Origin of the sequence: Piscinibacter gummiphilus (assembly GCF_002116905.1) — a bacterium.
GTDB lineage: Bacteria > Pseudomonadota > Gammaproteobacteria > Burkholderiales > Burkholderiaceae_C > Rhizobacter > Rhizobacter gummiphilus.
Window position 1 is genome coordinate 4,460,060 of the sequence record NZ_CP015118.1, and the last position, 25,065, is coordinate 4,485,124.

At 69.5% G+C, this 25,065-nt stretch carries 23 protein-coding genes; 9 read left to right on the forward strand and 14 right to left on the reverse strand.

Annotated elements, in window-relative coordinates; genetic code table 11:
• Positions 1-31: 31 nt before the first annotated feature.
• Together A4W93_RS30640 and A4W93_RS20210 are read right to left on the reverse strand one after the other, a co-directional pair.
• Positions 32-160 (reverse strand): hypothetical protein, encoded by a 129-nt coding sequence (locus A4W93_RS30640; RefSeq protein ID WP_257790061.1) that lies wholly within the window; start codon positions 158-160, stop codon positions 32-34.
• A 65-nt stretch (positions 161-225) separates the two neighbouring features.
• A complete protein-coding gene (locus A4W93_RS20210; RefSeq protein WP_085752316.1) occupies positions 226-1,434 on the reverse strand; it encodes an MFS transporter in 1,209 nt (402 codons plus the stop codon).
• 90 nt (positions 1,435-1,524) lie between these two features.
• Here A4W93_RS20210 and A4W93_RS20215 point away from each other — a divergent pair, with 90 nt between their 5' ends.
• Positions 1,525-2,319, forward strand: coding sequence for an AraC family transcriptional regulator (locus A4W93_RS20215; protein WP_085752317.1), 795 nt, complete (start codon positions 1,525-1,527; stop codon positions 2,317-2,319).
• A 114-nt stretch (positions 2,320-2,433) separates the two neighbouring features.
• On the opposite strand, the gene A4W93_RS29785 is transcribed toward A4W93_RS20215, so the two are convergent.
• The 3 genes from A4W93_RS29785 to A4W93_RS30105 form a co-directional block, all read right to left on the reverse strand.
• A complete protein-coding gene (locus tag A4W93_RS29785; protein WP_157782200.1) occupies positions 2,434-3,537 on the reverse strand; it encodes a hypothetical protein in 1,104 nt (367 codons plus the stop codon).
• A gap of 127 nt (positions 3,538-3,664) precedes the next feature.
• Positions 3,665-4,609 carry an alpha/beta hydrolase gene (locus A4W93_RS29790; RefSeq protein ID WP_157782201.1) on the reverse strand — a complete coding sequence of 315 codons (945 nt, stop codon included), beginning with the start codon at positions 4,607-4,609 and terminating at the stop codon, positions 3,665-3,667.
• Between the two features lie 11 nt (positions 4,610-4,620).
• Positions 4,621-5,607, reverse strand: a complete 987-nt coding sequence (locus A4W93_RS30105) for a hypothetical protein (RefSeq protein ID WP_157782202.1) — start codon at positions 5,605-5,607, stop codon at positions 4,621-4,623.
• Positions 5,608-5,907: 300 nt separating this feature from the next.
• Here A4W93_RS30105 and A4W93_RS20230 point away from each other — a divergent pair, with 300 nt between their 5' ends.
• The gene (locus A4W93_RS20230; RefSeq protein WP_085752320.1) at positions 5,908-6,258 is read left to right on the forward strand and encodes a DUF2200 domain-containing protein; all 351 of its coding nucleotides are present in this window, start codon (positions 5,908-5,910) and stop codon (positions 6,256-6,258) included.
• Between the two features lie 16 nt (positions 6,259-6,274).
• Here the strand turns inward: A4W93_RS20230 and A4W93_RS20235 are convergent, their stop codons facing one another.
• Positions 6,275-7,444, reverse strand: a complete 1,170-nt coding sequence (locus tag A4W93_RS20235) for a GGDEF domain-containing protein (RefSeq protein ID WP_085752321.1) — start codon at positions 7,442-7,444, stop codon at positions 6,275-6,277.
• Between the two features lie 199 nt (positions 7,445-7,643).
• Here A4W93_RS20235 and A4W93_RS20240 point away from each other — a divergent pair, with 199 nt between their 5' ends.
• The 3 genes from A4W93_RS20240 to A4W93_RS20250 all read left to right on the forward strand — a co-directional run bounded on the left by A4W93_RS20240 (position 7,644) and on the right by A4W93_RS20250 (position 10,803).
• Positions 7,644-9,185 (forward strand): methyl-accepting chemotaxis protein, encoded by a 1,542-nt coding sequence (locus A4W93_RS20240; protein ID WP_085752322.1) that lies wholly within the window; start codon positions 7,644-7,646, stop codon positions 9,183-9,185.
• A gap of 258 nt (positions 9,186-9,443) precedes the next feature.
• A complete protein-coding gene (locus tag A4W93_RS20245) occupies positions 9,444-10,424 on the forward strand; it encodes an AraC family transcriptional regulator (protein WP_169726569.1) in 981 nt (326 codons plus the stop codon).
• A gap of 61 nt (positions 10,425-10,485) precedes the next feature.
• Entirely contained in the window at positions 10,486-10,803 is a 318-nt protein-coding gene (locus A4W93_RS20250) for a cupin domain-containing protein (protein WP_085752324.1), read from the forward strand.
• Here A4W93_RS20250 and A4W93_RS20255 read toward each other — a convergent pair.
• A complete protein-coding gene (locus A4W93_RS20255) occupies positions 10,800-12,173 on the reverse strand; it encodes a DUF2252 domain-containing protein (protein ID WP_085752325.1) in 1,374 nt (457 codons plus the stop codon). The two genes, A4W93_RS20250 and A4W93_RS20255, sit on opposite strands and share 4 nt — an antisense overlap.
• A 71-nt stretch (positions 12,174-12,244) precedes the next feature.
• Positions 12,245-13,357, reverse strand: coding sequence for a substrate-binding domain-containing protein (locus tag A4W93_RS20260; protein ID WP_085752326.1), 1,113 nt, complete (start codon positions 13,355-13,357; stop codon positions 12,245-12,247).
• Between the two features lie 106 nt (positions 13,358-13,463).
• Between A4W93_RS20260 and A4W93_RS20265 the strand changes: the two genes are divergently transcribed.
• Genes A4W93_RS20265 through fdhD form a run of 3 tightly spaced genes read left to right on the forward strand, consistent with a single transcriptional unit; the run spans position 13,464 to position 16,817 of the window.
• Positions 13,464-15,776: an FdhF/YdeP family oxidoreductase gene (locus A4W93_RS20265; RefSeq protein ID WP_085752327.1), complete on the forward strand. Its 2,313-nt coding sequence runs from the start codon at positions 13,464-13,466 to the stop codon at positions 15,774-15,776.
• Positions 15,760-16,023: a hypothetical protein gene (locus A4W93_RS20270; RefSeq protein ID WP_085752328.1), complete on the forward strand. Its 264-nt coding sequence runs from the start codon at positions 15,760-15,762 to the stop codon at positions 16,021-16,023. The genes A4W93_RS20265 and A4W93_RS20270 overlap by 17 nt, the downstream gene beginning before the upstream one ends.
• The gene (gene fdhD, locus A4W93_RS20275; protein WP_085752329.1) at positions 16,020-16,817 is read left to right on the forward strand and encodes a formate dehydrogenase accessory sulfurtransferase FdhD; all 798 of its coding nucleotides are present in this window, start codon (positions 16,020-16,022) and stop codon (positions 16,815-16,817) included. Before A4W93_RS20270 ends, fdhD begins: the two co-directional genes overlap by 4 nt.
• On the opposite strand, the gene A4W93_RS20280 is transcribed toward fdhD, so the two are convergent.
• The 6 genes from A4W93_RS20280 to A4W93_RS20305 form a co-directional block, all read right to left on the reverse strand.
• Positions 16,787-17,878, reverse strand: coding sequence for a mechanosensitive ion channel family protein (locus A4W93_RS20280; protein WP_085752330.1), 1,092 nt, complete (start codon positions 17,876-17,878; stop codon positions 16,787-16,789). The genes fdhD and A4W93_RS20280 overlap by 31 nt on opposite strands.
• 187 nt (positions 17,879-18,065) lie before the next feature.
• Positions 18,066-18,857, reverse strand: a complete 792-nt coding sequence (locus A4W93_RS20285; protein ID WP_157782203.1) for a ChaN family lipoprotein — start codon at positions 18,855-18,857, stop codon at positions 18,066-18,068.
• Complete coding sequence (gene senA / locus A4W93_RS20290; RefSeq protein WP_237357588.1) at positions 18,847-20,079, reverse strand: selenoneine synthase SenA; 1,233 nt, start codon at positions 20,077-20,079, stop codon at positions 18,847-18,849. The genes A4W93_RS20285 and senA overlap by 11 nt, the downstream gene beginning before the upstream one ends.
• 107 nt (positions 20,080-20,186) lie before the next feature.
• On the reverse strand, positions 20,187-21,572 hold the full coding sequence (locus A4W93_RS20295) for a hypothetical protein (RefSeq protein WP_099959945.1): 1,386 nt from the start codon (positions 21,570-21,572) through the stop codon (positions 20,187-20,189).
• Positions 21,569-22,345 carry a LytR/AlgR family response regulator transcription factor gene (locus tag A4W93_RS20300; protein ID WP_085752333.1) on the reverse strand — a complete coding sequence of 259 codons (777 nt, stop codon included), beginning with the start codon at positions 22,343-22,345 and terminating at the stop codon, positions 21,569-21,571. Before A4W93_RS20300 ends, A4W93_RS20295 begins: the two co-directional genes overlap by 4 nt.
• A gap of 2 nt (positions 22,346-22,347) precedes the next feature.
• Entirely contained in the window at positions 22,348-23,487 is a 1,140-nt protein-coding gene (locus A4W93_RS20305) for a sensor histidine kinase (protein ID WP_085752334.1), read from the reverse strand.
• Positions 23,488-23,631: 144 nt separating this feature from the next.
• Between A4W93_RS20305 and argH the strand changes: the two genes are divergently transcribed.
• Positions 23,632-25,029 (forward strand): argininosuccinate lyase, encoded by a 1,398-nt coding sequence (gene argH, locus A4W93_RS20310; RefSeq protein WP_085752335.1) that lies wholly within the window; start codon positions 23,632-23,634, stop codon positions 25,027-25,029.
• Positions 25,030-25,065 lie beyond the last annotated feature (36 nt).

The following is a 25,065-nucleotide window of genomic DNA, read 5'->3' on the forward strand; positions in this document are numbered from 1 at the left end:
AGCCGGCTCGAGGCCGGCCGGCGTGAAGGGCTCAGGCCTTCTTCGGCGCGGCGGCGGCCTGGGCCACGGCCGCTTCGCGTTGCTGGCGGTCGTCCTTCTTCTGGTCCTTGGCACGCTTCTGCTTCTGCCGACGGACTGCGCGATGCTTGTCTGCGCTCATGGTGATTCCTCTTCGAGATGAATGGGTCTGGCACATGCCAGCCGCCATTGTCCCATCTCCCGAGGTCACTTCCCCGAAGGCCGGGATCGGGGCAGCAGCGCCGCCACCACCCCGAGCAGCGGCAGCCAGGCGATCGCGTGGTAGACGAAGTCGATGCTGGTGCGGTCGGCGAGCAGGCCCAGCACCGCGGCGCCGAGGCCGCCCATGCCGAACGCGAAGCCGAAGAACAGGCCCGACACCATGCCCACCTTGCCGGGCATCAGTTCCTGCGCGTAGACGAGGATGGCCGAGAACGCCGACGACAGCACGAGGCCGATGACCACCGTGAGCGCCGTGGTCCAGAACAGGTTCGCATGCGGCAGGAGCAGCGCGAACGGCGCCACGCCGAGGATCGACGCCCAGATCACCGGCTTGCGCCCGATGCGGTCGCCCACCGGGCCGCCCACCACCGTGCCCACGGCCGACGCGAACAGGAAGATGAACAGGTGGAACTGCGCCGACTGCACCGACAGCCCGAACTTCTCGATCAGGTAGAACGTGTAGAAGCTGCTGAGGCCGGCGATGTAGAAGTACTTCGAGAAGATCAGCACCAGCAGCACGGCGATGGCGCCCAGCACCACGTTGCGCGGGTACGGCGATTCGACGGCCGGGCGCTTCGCGGCGGCCCGCGCCACGTGGTGCGCCGCGTACCAGCGGCTCACCTGCAGCAGCAGCACGATGCCCAGCAGCGCGGCCAGCCCGAACCACGCGACGCTGCGCTGGCCGAACGGCACGATCACCGCGGCTGCCAGCAGCGGACCCACGGCCGTGCCCGCGTTCCCGCCCACCTGGAACACCGACTGCGCGAACCCGTGCTGCCCGCCCGAGGCCAGCCGCGCGATGCGCGACGACTCGGGGTGGAAGATCGCCGAGCCCAGCCCCACGAAGGCCGCGGCCAGCAGCACCACGCCGAAGCTCGGCGCGAACGCCAGCAGCATCAGCCCGCACAGCGTGGACGCCATGCCGAACGGCAGCGACCACGGCAGCGGCTTGCGGTCCGTGAACAGCCCGATCAGCGGCTGCAGCAGCGAGGCCGTCAGCTGGTACGTGAGCGTGATCAGCCCGATCTGGCCGAAGCTCAGGTGGAACTCGCCCTTGAGGATCGGGTACATCGCGAGGATCAGCGACTGCATCATGTCGTTGACCAGGTGGGACGTGCTGATCGCCCCCAGGATGCCGAAGGCGGGGCCGGAGCGTGCGGGGGACTGGGGCAAGGAAGCGGTGGTCGTGTTCATGGGAAGAAAACGGAGCGGCGTGCCAGAATTCTAGGAACCGGCGCCACGCCCGTCTCGCGCGAACCAACCACGGACCCTTTCGAAAAGGACATGCCCGCCACCCACCGCCCCGCGCCCCTGCCCCAGGTGCTCGTCGAGGTCGACCGCGCCCCGGCGCCGGTGGCCTGCCGCGCCACCGACTACCCGGCAGGCTGGCAGATCGAACCCCACGCCCACGCCAAGCACCAGCTCGTGCACGCCGTGCAGGGCGTGATGGTGGTGCAGGCCGCCGCGGGCCGCTGGGTGATCCCGCCCACGCGCGGCCTGTGGCTGCCGGCGGGCATGGAACACGCGATCCGCTGCATCGGCGAGGTCCACATGCGCAGCCTCTTCGTGAAGCCCGATGCCGCACCGAAGCTGCCGGAAGGCTGCTGCGCGGTGGGCATCTCGCCGCTGCTGCGCGAACTCATCCGCGCCGCCGTCGACGTGCAGCACCCGTACACGCCGAACTCCCGCGACGGCCGGCTGATGCGCCTGATGCTCGACGAACTGCGCGCACTGCCCGTGCTGCCGCTGCACCTGCCGATGCCCACGGACCCGCGGCTCGCCGCCATCTGCTCGCACCTGCAGCAGCAGCTCGACGACCCGTCGACGCTCGCGGACTGGGCGGCGCGCCTGTCGGTGGACGTGAAGACCATCCAGCGCCTGTTCGCGGCCGGCACCGGCATGACCTTCGGGCAGTGGCGCCAGCAGGCGCGGCTGCTGCGGGCGCTGGAGCTGCTGGCCAGCGGCGAGAAGGTGATCGACGTGGCGCTGGCGCTCGGCTACGAGAGCCCCAGCGCGTTCGCCACGATGTTCCGCAGGCAGTTCGGGCAGACGCCGAGTCAGTTCTTTGCTGCTCGGTAAACCCCGCGAGTTGGAAACGTACCTGACAGAGCCGACACAGTGCTCGCTGTTCTTGAGTGCAATGCCGACGCTGTCTCCAACATCGAAACGCCGAGTAGCCGGAATCGCTCTGTTCTAGGGAGCGGCGAAGTCACCGGGTGAAGCCGGCCGGGGATTCTCGTGGAGCAGAAAGATGCAGCTGATATACGGGGCCACCTCGCTCCATGCGGCCTGTCGACCGTAAAACTCCGCAAGGGTGCGACCGACGTCCACGGTCGTGGGCTTTCCGGAAGATTGGTGCGCAGAGAAGGCTGGACGAACATCCGCGTCCGCGTGCAAGTCAGCATCCTGGTGTGAATACGAATGGAACTCTTCGATTGCGCCTGGAGCGAGATGCTTGCCGGCCGAGCCCGGGCAAGTCGCGTTGTACTCAGGCGAACGCCGGCTCACATGGGCCCGCGAAAAGGAGTCCTGGACAGTATGAAGAAGACTACCGAACGCAACCGCAGCAAGATATGCGGGTTTCCGAATGTTGGGATTACCCAAGGTGAATAGATCCTGCACGCTCCAGCCGTTGGCACCAAAAACTTCGGACATCCCTGCGACATTCACCTTCGCGACTATTTCTCCGCCGAGGATGCGCTGGGTGGCAACTTTCCAAGTGAACTCGGACCACATCAGAATTCGTGCGCGTGTAACCTCCGGCGATTCGCCGTCACGTCCGCCCATTGAATGGAGGAACTGCATGTCACCAAAGTGGGAGCGCAGGAGCAGTGGGGCCGACCTTGCGTCCAGCGACTCACCGCGTTTGGCTCGCTTCTTGCCATCGACAAAGACCCGAGCCCAACATTCCGGCTGTACGACGAGGCGAACGGTTTGCCCGGGCGTACATCCGACGTACTTGCCGAAACTCCGCTCGAACCTAAACGGCGGATCGTCGTTCCAGCGGACGCCCGCGAGAATGTACGCTTGGGCGGGATCCCAGTCTGGATCGGCACAGATTTCCGCATCGCCCTCGCAATCAAGCGCACGGTTGGAAATTTCCTCGTGGACAGGAGAACCAAATTTGCGGACGCCGAAACTGGCGATCTTGCCGAGAAGCCGTTGGCCAGTTGGCTGCCCCTGGCTGGCTAAGCGTCTCTCGAACGAAGTGCCGTCTGGCGAGAGTTGAAAAGCGCGCGCGTTAGTAGAAAGAGAAAGCAGGAGCAACGTGCTCAACGCCGTGATGACTCGAAGCATTGGTACCTCCCTGATCATTGCTTTGCTCCAGCAGTCGCCCCCTTGCGATTGCCCACACGATGTGGATCGACGTATCAATCGAGACGAAGCCAAAGTCATTCCGCACAAGACTTGATCCATCGCGTATTCATGTCGGCTGTGCAGTGCAACCGCCACCCACCACTCGCCGCTCTGGAGCCATCCGGCTGCAAACGCCCGTTGATTGCGGCAAGGCAATCTCTTGCAACACCCGCGCGCTCGACATGATGTCGAGGAAGCCGCTGATAAAACCCGCCGCTTTGGCGCTGGCCACAGTGCTCCGCCAGCCCCAGTAGTCGCTGTGGCCCGCCCCCTCAACAGGTTGACTCATGACCCTGCCTGGGGAACATGGCACATCGCCGTGACGCCCAATCGCCGTTGGGAAAAATCCGTCCCCTGCAAGCGTTTGACCGAGAGGGAACGCTCCAGACAACACGATGTCGTCCTTGGAGTGAAGCACCGCCACCTGTTCCGCAGCGGTGAAGGCACTCTCCAGCGTGCCTCCCGGGAACACGGTGAACGTCGGTACCGCGGCAGCGAGCAGACACACCTTGCGGATGGGCGTCTGGAATTTGGGGTCAGCCTTTAAGCGCATGATGGTTTCGAGAACAACCCTGCATCCCATGGAATGCCCGACAAAGCACAGGTTAAGCACGTCGGTTCGCCGCAGAAGGTAGGCGCTCAAGGCGTCCGCGGTTCGTTTGGCACCGGCAATGGTGGCGGGATAGACCAGGAAATCCACGAGATCAAGCGGCCCGGCATAGTTGGCATCGCCTGGCCAGAACGCATCGGCCAGCATCGCCTCAAACCTCTCTCCAGACTCGAGATCCAGCAATCCCTTCTGCAGTTCGCGAAAGCCTGAGTAGGCTTGCTGTGCTTCGCAACGGTTGTTGTTGAAGCCGTGGATGAGTACCACGAGATCATGCTGGGATCGCGGTTGGCCGTTCTGCCATTCCGCCGTGCACGGCACGACGGGTCCACCCTCAGGGTCACGTCGCATGTCGAGCCGCAGGCCTGCGGCGTAACCATCGAAATCTCCCTCATAGCGCGACATCGCGGCCTCAGCTACCTGGAGAATTTGATCGAGGAGATGCTGTTCAGCAGATCCTTCCCGATGGGCGCCAATACCCCCCCGAGGGCGGCCTTCAACAGGAGCCCCAGAACGGAAGTCTGCGGATCGGAGAGGGTTCGCCAGCCAGCCTTTAACGACTCCCATGGATCGAAAGCCGGCTTCTCCACGAATTGTGGATCCGCACCGATGACCAACGCGATGAACAGGATGACGGCCCCGAGCAGCATCGCCCACCATTGATTGAGGTCATCCCAGCGACACGTCGTCACAGTCTGGAACGCATCGAGTTGGCGCCGCATCAACATCCTGATCCGCGCATAGCGATCCGAGTCCTGTTTGGTCGGTCCAGATGCTGGCGGGGATGACATGTAGGCCAGCCAGGCGGCTGCATCGGAGGCATCGACTCCTCGAGTCAGGAATGCGTAGAGGTGGGGATACCGCTGCGGGCCATTGAGCACTGCATCGGCTGCATCCTGGACCTGAGACATCATGCGCGATGTCTCCAACTCGAAAACTGCCCGATCAACGCTGCGCCACCGAACAATCGCATGCGAAGGGTGAGGTGTCGCGGGTTTGGATTGGCCGGATGTCAGATGGAAGAACTCGGCGTAGGCCTGCTCCGGGCTGTAGTCCTTACCCATCACTTTGCGGTAATCGGGAACGGCGTAGTGGTTTCCGCCCCCCAATGCAACGGCCGAAAGGATGCCGGGTTTCGCGAGAGCGAGTTCACCTGTGATCGAGGTGGAATCCTGTGCCAGCCAGCGCATGATGGCTGTGCGGTGGTACTTGCCCCTGACCGACAGCAATTTTTTGTAGGCCTCGAGTAATGCGACGACCAGTGCACTGGTACCCGCGAGTGTCGCCAGGTAGCCGCTGAGCGTACTCGTGAGCTGGGCCAGGGACTCCCCCGTCGAGGCCGCCACGGCGGACACGGAGACTGAAGTCAGCGTCATCACGGCAGCCCACTTCAACGCGCGCATGGTCTCTCCCTCAAATCCCATCGTCGTGGGAACAACGCCCGGCCCCATGCCTCAGGGCTCATCTGCTGATTCTGTTCATTGCAACAACGGCACGAATCATCACAGTTGATGACGCGGCCGCTTCCGTTGGAAGAAGAAGTCTCAAGCCAATGGCAATGGCGGGGACACGCTGTGAGCGTTCGGCCAACAGAGAGAAGGTGATCAACTGGCACGCCCTGAGATGCGACAGTCCAAGGGGCGCCTTGGCGACGTTCGGCGGCGGGTAGCGGGGACAATCACCCACCAACCGAAAGCCCCACCATGCCGGACCACCGCATCTTCTCCACCCCGTTCGCCAAGGTCTACCCGCTGTACGTCCAGAAGGCCGAGCGCAAGGGCCGCACGAAGGACGAGGTCGACCGGATCATCTGCTGGCTGACGGGCTACGACACCGACGGACTGAACCGCCAGCTCGCGCAGGAAACCGACTTCCGCGCCTTCTTCGACCAGGCGCCGTCGATGCATCCGAACAGCGAACTCATCAAGGGCGTGGTGTGCGGCGTGCGTGTCGAGGCGGTCGAGGACCCGCTCATGAAACGGATCCGCCAGCTCGACAAGCTCGTCGACGAGCTGGCGAAGGGCAAGGCGATGGAGAAGATCCTGCGGGCCTGACCCCGCGCGCGCTCGCTCAGGCCGCGTGCGACACGACGGCCGGCCGCACCGCGTTCCGCCCGTCCGCCTTCGCCTGGTACAGCGCTCGGTCCGCCTGGCGCGTGCCCGCCTCCCAGTCCGCGCGCGAGGCGACGCGGCCCGAGACGCCCACGCTCACCGTGCACACGACAGGCACCGCGTTCCCCGGCGCGGCCACCTGCAGCTGACCGACGGCCTCGTTGAGGCGGCGCGCCAACACCATCGCGTCGTCGGGGTGCGCGCCTTCGGCGCAGCCGATCAGGAACTCCTCGCCGCCCACGCGGGCGACGAAGTCGCCGGTCCGCAGGTGCGAGACGAGTGTCCGCGCGACGGCCATCAGCACGGCGTCGCCCGTGGCGTGGCCGTGGGTGTCATTGACCTGCTTGAAGTGGTCGATGTCGAGCAGCATCACCGTGAGCGGGGCGGCGTTCGGGCGCTCGAAGTGCCGGCGCACGCGTTCGTCGAGGCCCTGGCGGTTGAGCACGCCGGTGAGCGGGTCGCGCGCCGCGAGGTCGGCGAGCTGGCCGTTGAGGCGGAGGAACAGCAGCCACAGCAGCGTGAGCCCGACGACCACCGCGTTCGTCGACGCGTACATGTAGTAGACCTTCGCGAGCGGGCCGTGGAACGCGACCGCCATGCCGTCGGCGAAGAGGCTGTGGGCCCGCACCAGCGTCAGTGCGGAGAGGCCGCCCATCAGCAAGGCGAGGAGGCGCAGCGGCGCGCGCAGCGGACGGGGCTGGCGCCCCACCTCGACCGCGATGGTCCACGCGAGGTGGGCGTACAGGCCGCCGATGGCGAGGTTGAGCACGGTGTAGCGGCCCTGGGCACCGAAGGCGACCGTGGCGGCGGCCTCGAGCGACACGGCCAGCGCCCACGCGATGAAGGTGGCCGCCGGCTTCCACGCGGCGCGTCCCGTGAACTCCCGCACGCCGTCGCCGAAACGCAGCACGGCGAGCAGCATCAGGCTGTCGGCCGCCACGCCGACCCCGTCGCCGTGTTCCATGCCGACCACCAGCCGAACGAGGTAGGCCAGGCCGAAGAGGCCGCTGGCCACCCACCACGCCGCGAGGCCCGGCGCCGCCGGCATCAGCCGCCACACGAGGAACAACAGCCCGGCCGTCCCCAGGAGGTGGATGGCGAGCATGGCGATGACGGTGAACGGGTCCATGGGTACTGCGCAGGAGAAACGACATTGTTCGCCAGCGCCGGCTCGGGCGGGCCGCACGGTCGTGAAGTACGACCGGAGATCGGCAGGTGCCGCACCGCAACACAGGAAAGTTTTACAAATCTGGACCGGTTCAGCGGCTCAAGCGGCCATGGGGCTCATCCGATATGCCTCTGAAGTCGCCTCAACCAGGGTCCTCACCATGTTTTCGTTGTCGTCGCTCCGCCTCGGTCCCCGCCTCGCCGTCGGGTTCGGTTCCATCGTGCTGCTGGTGGCTGCCGCCGTCGGCTTCGGCATCAACCGCATCTCCGTCGTGCACAAGCTCGCCGAGGAGCTGGGCACCGTCGACGCCGAGAAGCTCTCCATGTCGGAACGCTGGGGCCGGGCGATCGAATCGAACGCCGCCCGCACGTGGGTCATGTTCTACGCCTCGGACGCCGAGGTGAAGAAGCGGGTGAAGGTCGAGATGCAGGACGTCGTGACCGCGCAGACGGCCCGCCTCAAGCGCATGGTCGAGATCGCCACGTCGGACGAGGACAAGCGCCTGCTCGACAACATCACCACGCAGCGCAACGCCTACCAGGCACTGCGCAACGACCTGCTCAAGCGCAAGGAAGCGGGCGAGGACGTCACCGCCGAGGTGCTCGCGAAGCTGTTCCCGGCCGCCGCCGCGTACAGCGAGTCGGTCGAGAAGCTCATCGTGCGCCAGCGCGAGAGCATGGACGAGACGAAGGCCCGCGCCGAGGCCGCCGCCCAGTCCGGCGCCATCGCGCTCGCCGTCGGCGGCGTGCTCGCGCTGCTGCTGGCCGTGGGCCTCGCCTGGCGCCTGAGCCGCTCCGTCGTGACCCCCATCGCGCAGGCCAAGTCGATCGCCCAGGCGATCTCCGAGGGCGACCTCACCCGCCCCATCACCGTGACCGGCCGCGACGAAGCCGCCGAGCTGCTCGAGTCGCTCAAGACCATGCAGAAGTCCCTCGGCCACCTCGTGGGCCAGGTGCGCGCGAGCAGCGACGGCATCCACACCGCCAGCAGCGAGATCGCCACGGGCAACCTCGATCTGAGCGGCCGCACCGAGCAGACCGCATCGAACCTGCAGCAGGCCGCCTCCTCGATGGAGCAGCTGACCGGCACCGTCAAGCAGAGCGCCGAGTCGGCCCGCCAGGCCAACCACCTCGCCTCCAACGCGGCCGATGTGGCCCAGCGCGGCGGCCAGGTCGTCTCCGAAGTCGTCTCGACGATGGACGAGATCAACGCCAGTTCGAAGAAGATCGGCGACATCATCAGCGTCATCGACGGCATCGCCTTCCAGACGAACATCCTCGCGCTGAACGCGGCCGTGGAAGCCGCCCGTGCGGGTGAACAGGGCCGCGGCTTCGCGGTCGTGGCCGGCGAGGTGCGTTCGCTGGCGCAGCGCAGCGCCGAGGCCGCCAAGGAGATCAAGACGCTCATCGGCACCAGCGTCGACAAGGTCGAGTCGGGCTCCAAGCTCGTGGCCGCCGCCGGCGAGACCATGAACGAGATCGTCGCCTCGGTGCAGCGGGTCTCCGCGATCATCGGCGAGATCACCACCGCCTCGGCCGAACAGTCCGACGGCATCGGCCAGGTCAACATCGCGGTCACCCAGCTCGACCAGATGACCCAGCAGAACGCCGCGCTCGTCGAGGAAAGCAGCGCCGCGGCCGAAAGCCTGCGCGACCAGGCGCAGCGCCTGGCGCAGGTCGTGGGCACGTTCAAGGTCGCCTGACCCGGCCGATCCGGCCGGTCGTCCGCCCACGGTGGCCGACTGGATCAGGACCGAAAACGGGAAGTGAGAAGGAAACCACGGAGGCCTGTTCGGGAGGTTTCCGAGCGAATCGAGAACGTGTAACCCATAGTTACACTCTGGGAACGATACCGTACCAGTGTCCTTTCCTGCCGACCCATGACCCGCCACGGCCCACCCCGTCCCCCCTCCCGATCCGGCGATCCCTGGGACACCGTCCCGGGTGTCCAGGTGCTCCGGATGATCACCGTCCTGCGTCGAACCGGCATCGATGCGGAACCCACGCTCGCCGAGTTCGGCCTGCCTGCCGACCTGCGGTCCGACACCCCCGTCGAGACCCGCCGCATGGTCGCGTGGATGGAGCACCTGCTCGCACGCCATCCGCACCGCGGCCTGGGGCTGCTGTACGGCGAGATGACCAACCCGCTCGACCTCGGCATCGTGGGCCACACCATCGCGTCGGCCACGTCGCTGGGCCAGGCGCTGGACGCCTGGACCGCGTACATCCACCTCGTCCGGCCGCTGATCGAGACCCGCATCGTCCATCACGACGACGTCGTCGAGGTGCAGTTCATCGAGCGGGAGCCGACACCCTACGGCCGCGCGATGCGGGCCTTCTGGCAGGAGGGCAAGCTCGCGGGCTGGGCGTTGGCCCTGCGCCGGCTGACCGGCGTGTCGAACGGGCTGGTCGAGGTGCACTGCGCCTTCCCGGACCCGCAGCTGCCCGACCGCTACCGCGAGGTCTTCGGCTGCCCCGTGTACCACGACCGGCCGCAGACGCTGCTGCGGTTCCCGCGTGCGATGCTCGACCTGCCGCTGCCCCACAGCCACGACGAGGCCCACCGGCTCTGCGAGGCGCAGTGCGTCACGCTCAACGAGGAGATGGAGGCGGCCACCAGCACCACCGCGGCCGTGCGCCGCCTGCTGCTGCGCGACCCCACCCGCCTGCCCGAACTGGGCCCGGTGGCCGAAGCCCTCGGCATGAGCGCTCGCACGCTGCGACGCAAGCTCGGCGACGAGCAGACCCGCTTCACCGACGTGCTGCACGAGGTGCGCATGCGCGCGGCCTGCGACTACCTGCGCACGACCACCGAGCCGGTCGGGCACATCGCCACGCAGCTCGGCTTCTCCGACGAATCGGCGTTCGGCCGCGCCTTCCGGCGCACGTACGCGGTCACGCCGCGCGCGTACCGCGCGCGACCGCCGGCCATCGCGTCCTGAGCGGCCGGGGAACGGCGGCGCCCGCTACGATCGGCGGCGTCGCCCACTCCCCATTCGCCCCATGAACACCGGCAACCTCTTCGCCGACGGCACGCCGCCCGCCCAGGGCGAGCGGTTCGACGTGCTGCTCGACCACCGCAACCTCGTCATCGAGCGCATCGTCAGCTCGGGCGACGTCACGCCGCAGACGTACGTGCAGCCGCAGGACGAATGGGTCGTGCTGGTGAAGGGCGAGGCGCTGCTCGACGTCGACGGGGCGGCTGTCGAGCTGAAGGCCGGGGACCATGTGTTCCTGCCGGCGCACGTGCCGCACACCGTGCAGAGGGTGTCGGAAGGGGCGCTGTGGCTCGCGGTGCACCTGCACCCCGAGGAAACCTAGACCCGGAAATCCGCCGCCATGTCCTCGTCCGTCCGCGCCTCCAGCCGCCCCGAGCGGCACGCGGAGGCGAAGCAGTCGTGGTCCCGCTCGGCCTGGTCGGCGTAGGCGTTCGCGTAGGCGACCAGTGCGTCGGCCATGCGGTCGCTCCTGCCGAGGTATCCCGCGATCTCGGCCGCCCGCCCGCTGCCCTTGGCATGGGCGCGCGCCAGCACCCAGCCGCAGGTCCGCGCGTAGCGTTCCATCAGCTCCGCATCCATCAGCTCCACCTGCACCGAGTACTTCATGTCGCGCAGCTGGCGCACGTGGAAGTGCTGGCCGAAGGGACCGGTGGTCCAGCCGAGGAACAGGTCGCTCGCGGCCTGCATCAGCCGCTGGCCCTCGACCACGCGGCGGCCTTCGTGCGAGGACTTCGGCCCGGGGGCCTTGAAGTAGCGCGCGACGACCGACACCGAGGCCTCCTTGATCTGCAGGAACAGCGGCTTGCCCTGCCCGTCCATCAGCAGCTGGATCAGGCACCGGGTGCCGACGCTGCCGACACCGACGACCTTGAACGCGGTGTCCTGGTGCACGAAATGCAGCAGCAGGCGGCGGCGGTCGGGGGGCAGCGTGCCGAGGTACTCGCGGAAGCTGGACTGGATCACCGCCTCGCGGTCCTGGATGCGCATGACCTCGTCGTCCGCGTCGAACAGCGTGCTGCTGCCGAGGGCGTGGAAGACCGCGGGCGGCGCGTCGAGGATGGTGAGGCGGTCGCCCTCGCGCCGGGTGAGCTTGGGCAGCAGGGCCTCGTGGGTGCGGTCGGCGGCGCGTTCCATGCCGCGGCGGATGCGCTTCTGGATCTCGGGCGAGGGCTCCTCGGCCAGCAGGCGCTCGAAGGTCACCAGGTCGTACCACGTGTCGAGGATGCCGCTCTCGGCGTAGGCGCGCATGCGCGACTGGTAGGTGCGCACGAGGGCGTGCACCAGGTCGTCGGCGACGCCCCGCTTGCGGCGTGTCTGCCGTGCTGCGAGCACGAAACTCGTGACCAGCCGCTTGAGGTCCCATTCCCAGGGGCCGGTGCTGGTCTCGTCGAAATCGTTGATGTCGAGCAGCAGCGTGCGCTCGGGCGTGGCGAAGCCGCCGAAGTTGGCGAGGTGCGCGTCGCCGCAGATGGGAATCAGGATGCCGGTGTGGGGGGTACCCGCGAGGTCGTGCGCCTGCAGGATGGCACTGCCCCGGAAGAACGCGAACGGCGATGCGAGCATGCGGCCGTAGCGCAGCGGCACGAGGCGCCGGATGCGGCCGCGGCTGCTGAGTTCGACCAGGTCGACCGGGTCGCGGTCGACGTTGCCGACGGCGGCGTGTGCGCCGCGGGGGACCTCTCTGCGTGCCATCGCCGCCCTCTCCTTCTCCGGCGACTGTGCGCCGCGCCGCGGCGGGCGTCGATTGCCCTTTGGTGCAGGCCTCAGCCGGTGCGCCGCACCGCGGCCTTGCGCGGCGCACGCGCGCGGAACGTGGCGAAGGCCTCGTCGAGCGTGAACACCCGGCCGGCGTCGTCGGCCTGGTAGCCCGGCAGCGCGTCCACCGCCGACTTGAACGCCGCGCCGCCCAGCAGGTCGAGGAGGCCCTTCACGTCGTCGCGCTCGAGGCTGCGTTCGTCGCACAGCAGGAAATAGCGCTCGCGTTGGCTCGGGATGAAATCGAGCTTGAACTGGCGGGCCGGCGTTTCCACGCCGTAGCCCACGTCGGCCATGCCGCTCGCCACGAACGCGGCCACCGCGGCGTGGGTGTACTCGCACTGTTCGAAGCCGGAGATGCGCGCCGGCGCCACCTTCGCCTGCTGCAGCAGCAGGTCCAGCAGCAGCCGCGTGCCCGAGCCCGGCTGGCGGTTGATGAAGCGGATGCCGGGGCGGGCCAGGTCCTTCGGCTCGTAGACCTTCTTCGGGTTGCCCGGCGCCACCATGAGCCCCTGGCTGCGCACCGCCACCTGGATCAGCCGGTACGGGCGGGCGCTGAGCCACGGGCGGTAGTGTTCGACCACGGGCGGCTCGAACTCGCCGATGGGCACGGCGAACCCTGCCAGTTCGCACACCTGGTTGTGCAGCGCGGCCACGGCCTCGACGCTGCCGCAGTAGCGGAACTCGTTCGGCACGCCCGAGGCCAGCAGCCGGCTGCGCAGGGCCTCGACGGCGAAACCATGGTTCGCGTGGATGCGCAGCAGCGGGGCCGTGGGCGAACTCACCTTCTCGATCTCGGCCTCGAGTTCCGACGCGAGCGAGTCCAGCACCGGCGACAGCCGCGCGCGGATGCGCCGGTCGGCCCACACGAGCTTGTCACCGAGGGGCGTCAGGATCGAGCCCTTGCCGCGCGACATCACGAGCAGCGGCGCCCCCATCAGCGCCTCGCCCTCCCGCAGCAGCTGCCAGGCATGCCGGTACGAGACGTTCGCCGCGTTGCAGGCGGCCAGCAGGCTGCCGTGGTCGTGCACCCCCACGAGCAGGTCGACCAGGCGCTGCGCGAGGGCGGCGCCTTCGGGTCCGGAGATGGTCCACTGGGGCTGGATCGTGACTTTGTGCATGCTTGGCTTATGCTGTCCACAGCCGATGAACTCGGCGGTGTCCCTCTTATTGTGCGTCCAACGATTGGTGGCTACAGTCAAACTGGCCTTATGCCACCCCACACCTATGAGCGAACAGAAGATCGAGTTCTACAAAGGCCCGGCCGGTGGCTGGGGCGCGCTGCGCAGCGTCGCCAAGACGCTGATGAAGGAAGGCGCACCGGGCAAGGGAGCCCGCACGCTGCTGGCGGCGAACCAGCCCGACGGCTTCGACTGCCCCGGCTGCGCCTGGCCCGACCGCAGCCACACCTCCACGTTCGAGTTCTGCGAAAACGGCGTCAAGGCCGTCGCAGCCGAGTCCACGTCGAAGCGTGCCACGCCCGAGGTCATCGGTGAGCACACCGTGTCGTGGTGGGCCGAACAGTCCGACTACGTGCTGGAGCAGCTCGGCCGCATCACCGAGCCCCTGGTGTACGACGCGGTCACCGACAAGTACAAGCGCATCGCCTGGGACGACGCCTTCACGCTGATCGCCGCCGAACTCAAGGCCCTGCCCGACCCCAACCAGGCGAGCTTCTACACGTCGGGTCGCACCAGCAACGAAGCGGCCTTCCTGTACCAGCTGTTCGTGCGCGAGTACGGCACGAACAACTTCCCCGACTGCTCGAACATGTGCCACGAGCCGAGCGGCAGCGGGCTGCGCCCCACCATCGGCGTGGGCAAGGGCACGGTCACGCTGCACGACTTCGAGCAGGCCGACCTGATCCTGATCCTCGGCCAGAACCCCGGCACCAACCACCCGCGCATGCTGGGCGAGCTGCGCGACGCCGCCAAGCGCGGTTGCCGCATCGTCAGCGTGAACCCGCTGCGTGAGCGCGGCCTGGAGCGTTTCGCCGACCCGCAGGACAAGCTCGAGATGGCCACGATGGGCTCCACGCCCATCTCGTCGCACTACGTGCGCATCCGCATCGGCGGGGACTTCGCCTTCCTGAAGGGCCTGTGCAAGCTCGTGCTGGAAGCCGACGAACACGCCCGCCTCAACGGCCTGGCGCCCATCGTCGACTCGGCCTTCATCGCCGAACACACCTCCGGCTTCGACGAGTTCATGCAGGACGTGCTCGACGAGGACTGGGACGTCATCCAGACCGAGAGCGGCCTGACCAAGGCCGAGATCGAGGCGGTGGCGAAGCAGTACATGGAGTCGAAGCGGGTGATCGCCTGCTGGGGCATGGGCATCACGCAGCACCAGCATTCGGTCGCGACGATCCAGATGATCGTCAACCTGCTGATGCTGCGCGGCAACCTCGGCCGCGAAGGCGCGGGCGTGTGCCCGGTGCGCGGCCACAGCAACGTGCAGGGCGACCGCACGATGGGCATCAACGAGAAGCCCACCGCCGCGTTCCTCGACCGCCTGGGCAAGGTGTTCGGTTTCGAGCCGCCGCGTTCGCACGGCCACGACACCGTGGGCGCCATCGAGGCGATGCTCGAGGGCCAGTGCAAGGTGTTCTTCGCGATGGGCGGCAACTTCGCCGCCGCCACGCCCGACACGCTGGCCACGTACCGCGCGCTGCAGTCGTGCGAACTGACCGTCCACGTGGCCACCAAGTTCAACCGCAGCCACGTCGTGCACGGCCAGCAGGCGCTGCTGCTGCCGTGCCTGGGCCGCACCGAGATCGACGTGCAGGCCGGCGGCACGCAGGGTGTCACGGTGGAAGACTCGATGAGCATGGTGCACCTGTCGGCCGGCCTCAACGCGCCGGCGTCCGAGCACCTGCTGTCCGAACCGATGATCGTCGCCCGCCTGGCCGCGGCAACGCTGCCGCACAGCAAGACGCCGTGGCTCGACCTCGTCGCCGACTACCGCCTGATCCGCGAACGCATCGAGGCCGTGTTCGACGACTTCGCCGGCTTCAACGAGAAGATCGCGAAGCCGGGCGGCTTCCGCCTGCGCAACACGGCGTCCGAACGGGTGTGGAACACGCCGTCGGGCAAGGCGAAGTTCAGCACGCACGCCGTGCCGCGCGACACCTTCGTGCACCGCGCGAAGGCCAGCGAGAAGCACCGCGACACCGTCGTGCTCACGCTCGCCACCGTGCGTTCGCACGACCAGTACAACACCACGGTGTACGGCATGGACGACCGCTACCGCGGCGTCTACGGCCAGCGCCGCGTGGTCTTCATCAACGACGAGGACCTGCGCGACATCGGCCTGAAGGACGGCGACTGGGTCGACATCACGAGCCTGTACGCCGACGGCGTCGAGCGCCGCGCCGAGAAGTTCCGCCTCGTCTCGTACGACATCCCGCGTGGCAACATCGCGAGCTACTACCCAGAGACGAACCCGCTCGTGCCGCTGCAGAGCTTCGCGATCGGCGCGCGCACGCCCACGTCCAAGTCCATCCCGGTGAAGCTCACCCGGTGCGATGCCCCGGCCGCTTGACGAACTCGAGACCGCGGTGCTCGCCCGGCTCGCCGAACTCGACACCGGCGACGGCGTGCCGCTCACGCGGCTCGCCAAGCAGCTCGATCAGCGCGTGGCCGTGCTGATCCGCACGTTCACGATGCTGAGCGACGCGCGGCTCGGTGGTGTCGCCGGCCCCGGCTACGCGCGGCTGGCCGAGGACGAAGGCCGCTGGCGCGCGTGGATCACGCCGGCGGGACGCACCACGGTGGAGGCCTCGGCATGACCGATCCCACCCGCGCCGTCCCCGTGCTTCGCAACGGCACGCTCGCCGAGACCGATTCGGTCGCCGTCGAGACCCCCGTCGCGCTCGTCTTCAACGGCATCTCCCACGCGGTGATGATGGCCACGCCGGCCGACCTCGAGGCCTTCGCGCTGGGCTTCGCGCTGTCCGAAGGCCTGCTCGCTTCGCGCGCGGAGTGCTACGGCATCGACATGGTGGAAAGCGACGCCGGCATCGAGGTGCAGATCGAGGTGGCCGCGGCCGCCGAGATGCGTCTGAAGGACCAGCGCCGGTCGCTCGCCGGCCGCACGGGCTGCGGGCTGTGCGGCATCGACAGCCTGACCCGGCTGGACCTCGCCCCTGAACGCCTCGCGCCGCCCGCGTGGGCGGCCACGCTGTCGCCCGTGGTGGTGCAGCGCGCGCTCGCCGGCATGGGAAGCCACCAGCCCATCAACGCGGCCACGGGCGCCTGCCATGCGGCCGGCTGGTCCGACCCGGACGGCGTGATCGCCGACGTGGCCGAGGACGTGGGCCGGCACAACGCGCTCGACAAGCTGCTCGGGCGCCGCGCGCAGGCGGGCCTGTCCAACGCCGACGGCTTCGTGGTGATGTCGAGCCGGGCCAGCTACGAGCTCGTGCGCAAGTGCGCGCGGCTCGGCGTGCCGGCGCTCGCCACCATCTCCGCGCCCACGTCGCTCGCGATCGACATCGCGGCGCAGGCCGGGCTCGTGCTGTACGGGTTCGTGCGCAGCAACCAGGCCGTCCGCTATGCCGGCGGCCCGAGCGGCGAAGGCTGAGGCGCTGCGATCTCGGCCTCCGCGCGCAGGCGCGGCAGGAACTGCGGGTACTCGCGCTGCACGAAATCGATCAGCGCCTCGCGCACGTCGCAGCGCAGGTCCCATGCCTGCGGCGCACTCGCGGCGGTGACCAGGCAGCGCAGCTGCATGGCCGTCTCGCCGCCCTCCACCACCTGCAGCAGCGCGAAGCGGCGGTCCCAGTGGGGGCTGGCCTCGCAGGCGGCCTTCAATGCCTCGCGCAGCGGTGCGAGCGGCATGCGGTAGTCGACCCACAGGAACACGGTGCCGATCAGCTCGGACGTGTTGCGCGTCCAGTTCTGGAACGGGTTCTCGATCCACCACTGCAGCGGCACGACGAGGCGGCGCTGGTCCCACACCCGCACGACGACGTAGGCGCCCGTGATCTCCTCGATCACGCCCCACTCGCCCTGCACGATCACGACGTCGTCGATGCGGATCGGCTGCGTGAGCCCGATCTGCAGCCCCGCGATCAGGTTGCCCAGCACCGGCCGCGCGGCGAAGCCCGCGACGATGCCCACGAGCCCGGCCGAGGCCAGCAGGCTCGTGCCGATCTGGCGCACCGCGGGAAAGGTCATCAGCATCAGCGACGCGCCGATCACGACGATCAGGCCCACGAGGGTCTTGGCGATGGCGCGGGTCTGGGTGTGGATGCGCCGGGCCGCGAGGTTGTCGGCCACGGTCACCGGGTGCGCGGCCACCACCGCGCGGGCCGTGCCGTTCACCACGCGCACCACGAGCCACGTCACCACGGCGATCAGCAGCAGGCCGGTCCAGCGCTGCACGCCGGCGATCCCGGCGAGGTCGTCGGGCGCCCCCTGCCACACGAGGTTCAGCGCGACGAGGCGCAGCACCCAGTGCGAGGGGCCGTGGATGGCCTGCGTGACGGTGACCGCCATCGCGGAGCGGCGGGCCGCGCGGCGCACGAGGCGCACGCCCACCCAGAAGATCGCTTCGACGGCGACCAGCGCCACCAGGGCGACGGCGAGCGTGAGCGCCCAGTGTTCGAGGAGGACGGGGATGCCGTAGGCGATGGGGCTCATGGGGGCCAAGCATCGCCGGGAAGGCGCCGTGGGCCTGTAGGACGACGGCGCGAATCGCTCCTGCCCGCGCCCTTCAAAGAGGCCGTCATCCCGGCAGAGGCCGGGACCTTCGGCGTCGGCCCAGGGTCCCGGCCTCCGCCGGGATGACGACGGTGTGTGATGGGCGAAGCATGAGGTGCGAACCGGGCTACTTCGCCGGTGTCCCCATCTTCGCCTTCAGCGCCTCGCACCGATCCGGACTCTGCGTGACCGCTGCCACTCGCCGCTCGTCCGCCACGAGCCCGTCGGACCCGGGCTCGAACAGCACGACCCGGATCGCCGTGGCCGACACCACATCCGGCTTCACGAGCTGCCACGGCACGCCGCGGTCGCGCGAGGCGTGCTGGGCGCCGGTGAGCAGCACCACGCCGCCCTGCCCTTCGGCGAGCCGGTCGCGCACGACGCCGGCCATGCTGCGGTCGCGGGCGATCTGGACCCGGCGCATGCCGGGTGCCATGTCCTCGGAGAGCAGGCCGCAGTGGCCGTCGCGGATGGCCGCCGTGAGCTTGTCGGCGATCTCGGGCGTCACGGCGGCGTCCAGCGACGTGTTCGTCATCGCGGCGCGCATCTCCGCGCGCGGCAGGTTGCCGCCCCACACCGGCACGCCGGCGCGAACGGCCGCCATCACGACGGGGCCGTACTGGACCCAGGGCCAGCCGCGCTCCTGCTGCCAGCCGAGTGCCTCGCGGGCCGCGGCGTCGTCGGCACCTCGCGGCACCGCGCGGGTGTCGACCCCGCGGTCGGCCATCTCGAGCACCACCGCACGCAAGTGGCCGCGCGCGGCGAGCGTGGCCACGGCCTCGGCCACCTGACGCTGCTGGTCGACCTGGTCGTGCTGCTCGCCGAACACGAGCACCCGCGGCGGCGGTGCGGTGGGGGTCGTCGTCGAGGCGCAGGCCCCGAGCAGCCCGGCCAGCAGGACGGCGGCGCTACAGCGCACAGCTGCGGAAACCGGTGAACTGGTCGTCGCGTTCGGGGCGAAGGAAGTGGCGGAATTTTGCATGGCGCATGCGCTCGCTGGTGGCGAAGGAGGCACCGCGCAGCACCTTGTGCGTTCCGAAGGCGGGCGGCGAATGATGGAGGTCGGGGCCGGGCTGGAAGCCGTCGAACGGGCGGAAGGTGGTGGCGGTCCACTCCCACACCTGCCCCCAGCGGAAGCCACGCGATGCCCCCTGGTGGGCGGCCAGTTCCCATTCGACCTCGGTGGGCAGGCGCCGGCCCGCCCAGCGGCACCAGGCGTCGGCCTCGTACCAGGTGAGGTGCATGGCGGCCTGGCCCATGGGCACGCGCACGGCCTGGCCGAAGCGCTGCACCAGCACGCCGTGGCGCAGCTGGTCGACGTGGCGCGGCGACCGCCGGCCCTCGCGCTGCACCCAGGCCCAGCCGTCGGGCGACCAGAAGCGTGCGTCGTCGTAGCCGCCGTCCTCGACGAACTCGGCGTACTGGGTCCAGGTCACGGCCTGGGCGTCGATCTCGAACTCGAGCACGGGCTCGACGTGAACCGGCCGCTCGTTGTCGAACGAGAACCCGCCGGGGCTGCTGCCGAAGGTCCACGTGGACGCGGGAAACAGCAGCGGGTCCCGCGGCGCGAAGGCCACCGGGGACGGCAGCCACGGCGCGGGCTGCCCGAGGGTCTGCGACAGGGTGGCGAACACCTCGTTCTGGCGGTCCTCGTGGAACAGCGCCAGGCGGAAGAAGTAGAGGGCGTCGTCGTCGGACCCCGCGTGCTCGAGCAGGTCGAGCGTGGTCTCGAGCGTGGCGACGAGGTACTGCCGCGTGGCGTCCAGGTCCGGCGGCTGGAGCTGCCAGCGCACGTCGAACGGCGCGTGCTGCGGGTCGAAGCAGCTGTCGGAGGACGGGTCGATGGAAGCGAGCCGCGTGGACTTCGGGTCGGCGCGTTCCCCCTGCTGGCGTTGCAGGTTGCGCGCGATCCAGAACTCCTGGAACCAGCCGAGGTGGCCGATGGCCCACAGCGGCGGGTCGCACGGCTGCACTTCGGCCATGGGCCCGAGACCCCAGCGGGAATTGCCGAGCGCCTCCTCGTTCGCGCTGGCCCAGCGGAGCGTGCGGTTGCGCGTGTCCATCAGCGCCAGCGACAGCAGGTCACGCCCCGCGCGGCGCATCTGGTCGGCGGGGATGGGAGGGGCTTCGATGTCGAGCAAGGAGAGGATCTCCGCACCGGATGGCTGGGCCTGCAAGCATACCAATGCAATGCGGCCGAGGCGGTGACCGCCCCGGGGTCAGGGGATCTCCGCGTGCGCCCGCGGGGTCAGCGGACCCGCGGCACGCTGGGCGCCGCGTCGGCGGAGCGCACCAGCGCGTCGCGCACCTGCCGGGCCTCGCGGGCCCAGTCGGCGACGGAACGTCCGGACGCGCGGACACGTTCGCGCATGGCACCGATCTCGCCGAGCTGGCCCACGCTCGTCAGGTGCTGGCCGTGGCGCCGGATGCTCTCGCAGCTGAGCGACTGTTCGCTGTCGAGGGACGTGGCGGCGGCATGCATGACCGCGTCGCGTTCGTCGCGCGCGGCCTGCTGGCGCTCGGCCGGCCAGCCCACGCGCGCGCCGAGCGCGAGCGCGATGTTCCAGTCGAACAGGGTGGTGCCTCGCGACCACAGCGTGTCGGCGAACGCGGCGCACTGCTGCAGCCGGTTGGCGTCGCGCACGGCAGTGGCCGAACATTCGCCCGACAGCACGCTGTACCCGGACAGCCCCGGCAGGTAGAGGAAGAAGGTCTGCGAGGCGAGTTCGAACGTCTCGAGCGACGGCGTGGCGCCCGGGGTCCTGCCCCCCTGCCCTGCGCCCTGCTCGATCAGGCGCTGGCTCAGGCTGCCCACCCGCGCGTTCATCGACGTGGCCAGACCCACGCGGTACAGGGCCTCCGCGACACCGGCGCGGTCGCCTCGCGCCTTCGCCCGCTCCGCCACCGCGAGCCAGGGCACGCCGTTGCCGGGGTCCAGCCGCGCCCATTGGTCGGCCGACAGCATGTGGCACGACGAACCGGCGTCGTCGCCGCCCTGCATCTCGCAGACGTTGTACGCGAGGGCATAGACCTCGGGGTTGCGCGAGCCCAGCGCCAGCTGCACCAGCTGGTCTCGCGTGGCGACGTGGGAGGCAAAGCGCCGCTTGCGGGCCTGCGGCGACTCGATGCGCGTGGGAATGGCGGGGCATCCCTCGCCTTCGCACGCCAGGGCTTCGTCGAGTTCGACGTCGCCGCCATAGGCCTCCAGCGCCAGCGCCACCGCGTGCGACACCTCGTCGCCCCGCGCCTTGAACGCCGCGACGGCCTGGCGGCGCGCGGCCGCCATCGAGGCCGCGCGGGCCTCGATGCTCGCCTGCCCCATCCATTCCGATTCCTTGACCAACCCGATCCCGCAGACGTCGAGCCAGCCCGGCGGCACGTCGGCGGGTGCCGAAGCGGCCGCTGCCACGGCCTCGGCGGCCACGGGCGGCGGCGGCGGCGTGGTGGCCCAGACGTCGCGCAGCCGCACGGTCTGGCGGAGGCCCGGCGTGCGGTCGGGAGCCGCCGGCGTGCCGGTCGCGAGCCAGGCCAGCACCCCCACGACGACCACCACCAGCACCCCGCCCAGCACGGCGGAGACGCGGACGCGGCTGCCCTCCTCCGGTTCGTCGAGCACCACCGGGGACGGTTTCACAACCCACCCTCCGCGATGGCGTCCTTCACCGCGGCCACCTGGCGGCGCGACACCGTGAGCCATTCGCCCACCGGCCCCACGCGCACCGCCCATCCTTCGGCGACGTCGTCGGCGCCGTCGCCCGGCACGAGCCGCCGCTCGAGTGCCTGCATGGCCCCGCGGGCCACGAGCGCGTTGCGGTGCACGCGCAGGAACCGCGGGCCGAGGCGCTGCTCGAGGTCGGTGAGGGAGTCGTCGAGCACGTGGGTGTGCGTGGCCGTGCGCAGCGTCACGTACTTCAGTTCCGCCTTGAGGTAGAGCACGTCGGACACCGGCACGCGGATGCGCCGGCCGAGGTCGTTGACGAGCAGCACGCCGGCATCGGCATCGCCGCCCGTCGGCGGGGCCGCGGCGGCCGGAGGGCGCACGCGGGTGGCCACCCGCTGCAGCGCCGCCTGGAGGCGGTCGCGGCGGACGGGTTTGGTGAGGTAGTCGACCGCGTCGAGTTCGAAGGCCTGCAGCGCGTGTTCCGCGTGAGCCGTGACGAACACGATGGCGGGCGGGTCGTCCTGGGCGCGCAGCCGGCGGGCCAGCTCGACGCCGTCGAGGCCAGGCATGTGGATGTCGAGCAGCACCACGTCGCAGCGGTTGGCCGCGAGCCACTCGAGGGCCTGCCCGGCATGGGCGGCTTCGCCCGCCACGGCGGCCGCCGGCGAGGCGCACTCGGCCAGCAGCGTGCGCAAACGCGCACGCGCCAGCATTTCGTCGTCGACCACGAGGACCCGCAACGCCAATGTCACAGCGGCACCACCATCTGAACCCGGAAGAACTGATTGTCGGCACGAACCTCGAACTGCGCCGTCACATCGTGCATCAGGCGCAGGCGCTCGCGGACGTTGCGCAGCGCGATGCCGTTGCCCGGCCGGGACGGCTTGCCGGGCATGGTGTTGACGATGATGATCACCGCGTGGGCGCGCTTGACCCGCGTCCGGATGCGGATCTGGCCGCCTTCGGGCGCCGGCTCGACGCCGTGGCGCACCGCGTTCTCGACCAGCGGCTGCAGCAGCAGCGGCGGCACGCGGGCCTGGCCCGCGTCCTCGTCGAGCTCCCACGTCACTTTCAATCTGTCACCAAATCGCACCTGCTCGATGGCGAGATAACGTTGCGCCAAGGCCACTTCCTCGGACAGCGTGACGGCCTCGCCACTGTCGTTGAGCGCCACGCGGAACAGTTCGGCCAGGTCTTCGAGCAGGGTTTCGGTGCGGGCCGGGTCGAGCCGGGCCAGCGCGATGGCGGTGTTCAGCGTGTTGAACAGGAAGTGCGGGCGAATGCGGGACTGCAATTCCGCCAGCCGGGCTTCCACGTGCGCGGGCAGCCGCGCGCGCGCGCGCAGCGTGAGCCAGTAGAACAGCGCCGCGGCCAGCGCCCCGCCCGCGGCGGTGGGCCCGGGCCAGTGGATGCCGCCCAGCAGGTCGAGCGACCCGGCGTCCTGCAGCACGTAGGCGCCGGCGCCGCAGGCGGCACCGAGCGCGACGGCGGCGACCCATTGCAGCCACGGCACGAGCCGGCCCAGCTGGCGCTTGAGCAGGCAGGCCACCACCAGCCAGGCGAGCGTGGCCGGGAGCGCGAGGCCCGCGCCGATGGCGAACCGGTTGAGCCAGGCGTCGATCGACTTCGGGCCGAACGCCACGCCCACGGCCAGCACGCCGTGCACGAACAGCACGGCCCGCAGCAGCACCCCGACGTGGCACACGTCGAACGCGGAGGCCACGCGGGGATCCGGCGCGAGCGCGGAGCCGCCCGGGCCGAAGCCGGTGGTGGTGCCGAACGCGCTGCTGTGGTTGCGCAGGTCGCCGGGCCGGGTGCTGTCGCCCCAGGACGGCTCGGAGGGCCGGCGGGGGGCGCGGTCGGACTCGGGCGGCGGGGGGTTGGCCATCGGGACTGGGAGGGACGGGGAGGAATCGGGAGGGGGATTTAGAATCCGGGCTCCAGCCCGGACCGTGGCGCATTGTCGCCAAGTCGGCTCCCGCGGCAATCCCTTGTTCCCCGGCGTGCCCCGCACTCCCGCCTCCTTTTCGCCATGTCCTCCAACCAACTCGACAAGAAATCCCAAGCCTGGTCCGCGCTCTTCTCGGAGCCGATGAGCGAGCTGGTCAAGCGCTACACCGCGAGCGTCTTCTTCGACAAGCGCCTGTGGAAGGCCGACATCGCGGGCAGCCTCGCACACGCCGAGATGCTGTCCGCCCAGGGCATCATCCAGCCGAAGGACCTGGCCGACATCCAGCGCGGCATGGCCCAGATCACCGCCGACATCGAATCCGGCGCGTTCGAGTGGAAGCTCGACCTGGAGGACGTGCACCTGAACATCGAGGCCCGCCTCACGCAACTGGTGGGCGACGCCGGCAAGCGGCTGCACACGGGCCGCTCGCGCAACGACCAGGTGGCCACCGACGTGCGCCTGTGGCTGCGCGACGAGATCGACACGCTGCTGCCGCTTCTGGCCGACATGCAGAAGGCGCTGGTGGACGTGGCCGACCGCAACGTCGACACCATCCTGCCGGGCTTCACGCACATGCAGGTGGCGCAGCCGGTGAGCTTCGCGCACCACCTGCTGGCCTACGTGGAGATGTTCGCGCGCGACGCCGAGCGCCTCCAGGACGTGCGCAAGCGGGTGAACCGCCTGCCGCTCGGCGCCGCCGCGCTGGCCGGCACCAGCTACCCGCTGGACCGCGAGCGCGTGGCGAAGACGCTCGGCTTCGACGGCGTGTGCCAGAACAGCCTCGACGCCGTGAGCGACCGCGACTTCGCGATGGAGTTCAGCGCGTTCGCGTCCATCACGATGGTGCACGTGTCGCGCCTGGCCGAAGAGATCGTGCTGTGGATGAGCCAGAACTTCGGTTTCATCGACCTCGCCGACCGCTACTGCACGGGCAGCTCGATCATGCCGCAGAAGCGCAACCCCGACGTCGCCGAACTGGCGCGCGGCAAGAGCGGCCGCGTGGTGGGCCACCTGATGGGCCTGATCACGCTGATGAAGGGCCAGCCCCTCACGTACAACAAGGACAACCAGGAAGACAAGGAACCGCTGTTCGACACCGTCGACACGGTGCGCGACACCCTGCGCATCATGGCCGAGATGGTGGGCGGCATCACCGTGAAGACCGAGGCGATGGAACGTGCCGCGCTCAAGGGCTACGCCACCGCCACCGACCTCGCCGACTACCTCGTCAAGAAGGGCCTGCCCTTCCGCGACGCGCACGAGGTCGTCGCACACGCCGTGAAGCAGGCCATCGCCTCCGGCGTGGACCTGTCCGAGCTGCCGCTGGCCACGCTGCAGGGCTTCCACGCGTCGATCACCCCCGACGTGTTCGACGTGCTGACGCTGCGCGGATCGCTCAACGCGCGCAACGTGCTGGGCGGCACCGCACCGGCCCAGGTGCGCCAGCAGATCGCCCGCCACCGCCAGCGCCTGGCATAACGTCATCCCGGCGAAAGCCGGGACCCACGGCCGCCC

Coding starts and splice junctions, on each gene's coding strand:
- A4W93_RS30640 (WP_257790061.1), bottom strand. CDS start 160: ATGAGCGCAGACAAGCATCGCGCAGTCCGTCGGCAGAAGCAGAAGCGT.
- A4W93_RS20210 (WP_085752316.1), bottom strand. CDS start 1,434: ATGAACACGACCACCGCTTCCTTGCCCCAGTCCCCCGCACGCTCCGGC.
- A4W93_RS20215 (WP_085752317.1), top strand. CDS start 1,525: ATGCCCGCCACCCACCGCCCCGCGCCCCTGCCCCAGGTGCTCGTCGAG.
- A4W93_RS29785 (WP_157782200.1), bottom strand. CDS start 3,537: ATGCTTCGAGTCATCACGGCGTTGAGCACGTTGCTCCTGCTTTCTCTT.
- A4W93_RS29790 (WP_157782201.1), bottom strand. CDS start 4,609: ATGTCGCGCTATGAGGGAGATTTCGATGGTTACGCCGCAGGCCTGCGG.
- A4W93_RS30105 (WP_157782202.1), bottom strand. CDS start 5,607: ATGCGCGCGTTGAAGTGGGCTGCCGTGATGACGCTGACTTCAGTCTCC.
- A4W93_RS20230 (WP_085752320.1), top strand. CDS start 5,908: ATGCCGGACCACCGCATCTTCTCCACCCCGTTCGCCAAGGTCTACCCG.
- A4W93_RS20235 (WP_085752321.1), bottom strand. CDS start 7,444: ATGGACCCGTTCACCGTCATCGCCATGCTCGCCATCCACCTCCTGGGG.
- A4W93_RS20240 (WP_085752322.1), top strand. CDS start 7,644: ATGTTTTCGTTGTCGTCGCTCCGCCTCGGTCCCCGCCTCGCCGTCGGG.
- A4W93_RS20245 (WP_169726569.1), top strand. CDS start 9,444: ATGATCACCGTCCTGCGTCGAACCGGCATCGATGCGGAACCCACGCTC.
- A4W93_RS20250 (WP_085752324.1), top strand. CDS start 10,486: ATGAACACCGGCAACCTCTTCGCCGACGGCACGCCGCCCGCCCAGGGC.
- A4W93_RS20255 (WP_085752325.1), bottom strand. CDS start 12,173: ATGGCACGCAGAGAGGTCCCCCGCGGCGCACACGCCGCCGTCGGCAAC.
- A4W93_RS20260 (WP_085752326.1), bottom strand. CDS start 13,357: ATGCACAAAGTCACGATCCAGCCCCAGTGGACCATCTCCGGACCCGAA.
- A4W93_RS20265 (WP_085752327.1), top strand. CDS start 13,464: ATGAGCGAACAGAAGATCGAGTTCTACAAAGGCCCGGCCGGTGGCTGG.
- A4W93_RS20270 (WP_085752328.1), top strand. CDS start 15,760: ATGCCCCGGCCGCTTGACGAACTCGAGACCGCGGTGCTCGCCCGGCTC.
- fdhD (WP_085752329.1), top strand. CDS start 16,020: ATGACCGATCCCACCCGCGCCGTCCCCGTGCTTCGCAACGGCACGCTC.
- A4W93_RS20280 (WP_085752330.1), bottom strand. CDS start 17,878: ATGAGCCCCATCGCCTACGGCATCCCCGTCCTCCTCGAACACTGGGCG.
- A4W93_RS20305 (WP_085752334.1), bottom strand. CDS start 23,487: ATGGCCAACCCCCCGCCGCCCGAGTCCGACCGCGCCCCCCGCCGGCCC.
- argH (WP_085752335.1), top strand. CDS start 23,632: ATGTCCTCCAACCAACTCGACAAGAAATCCCAAGCCTGGTCCGCGCTC.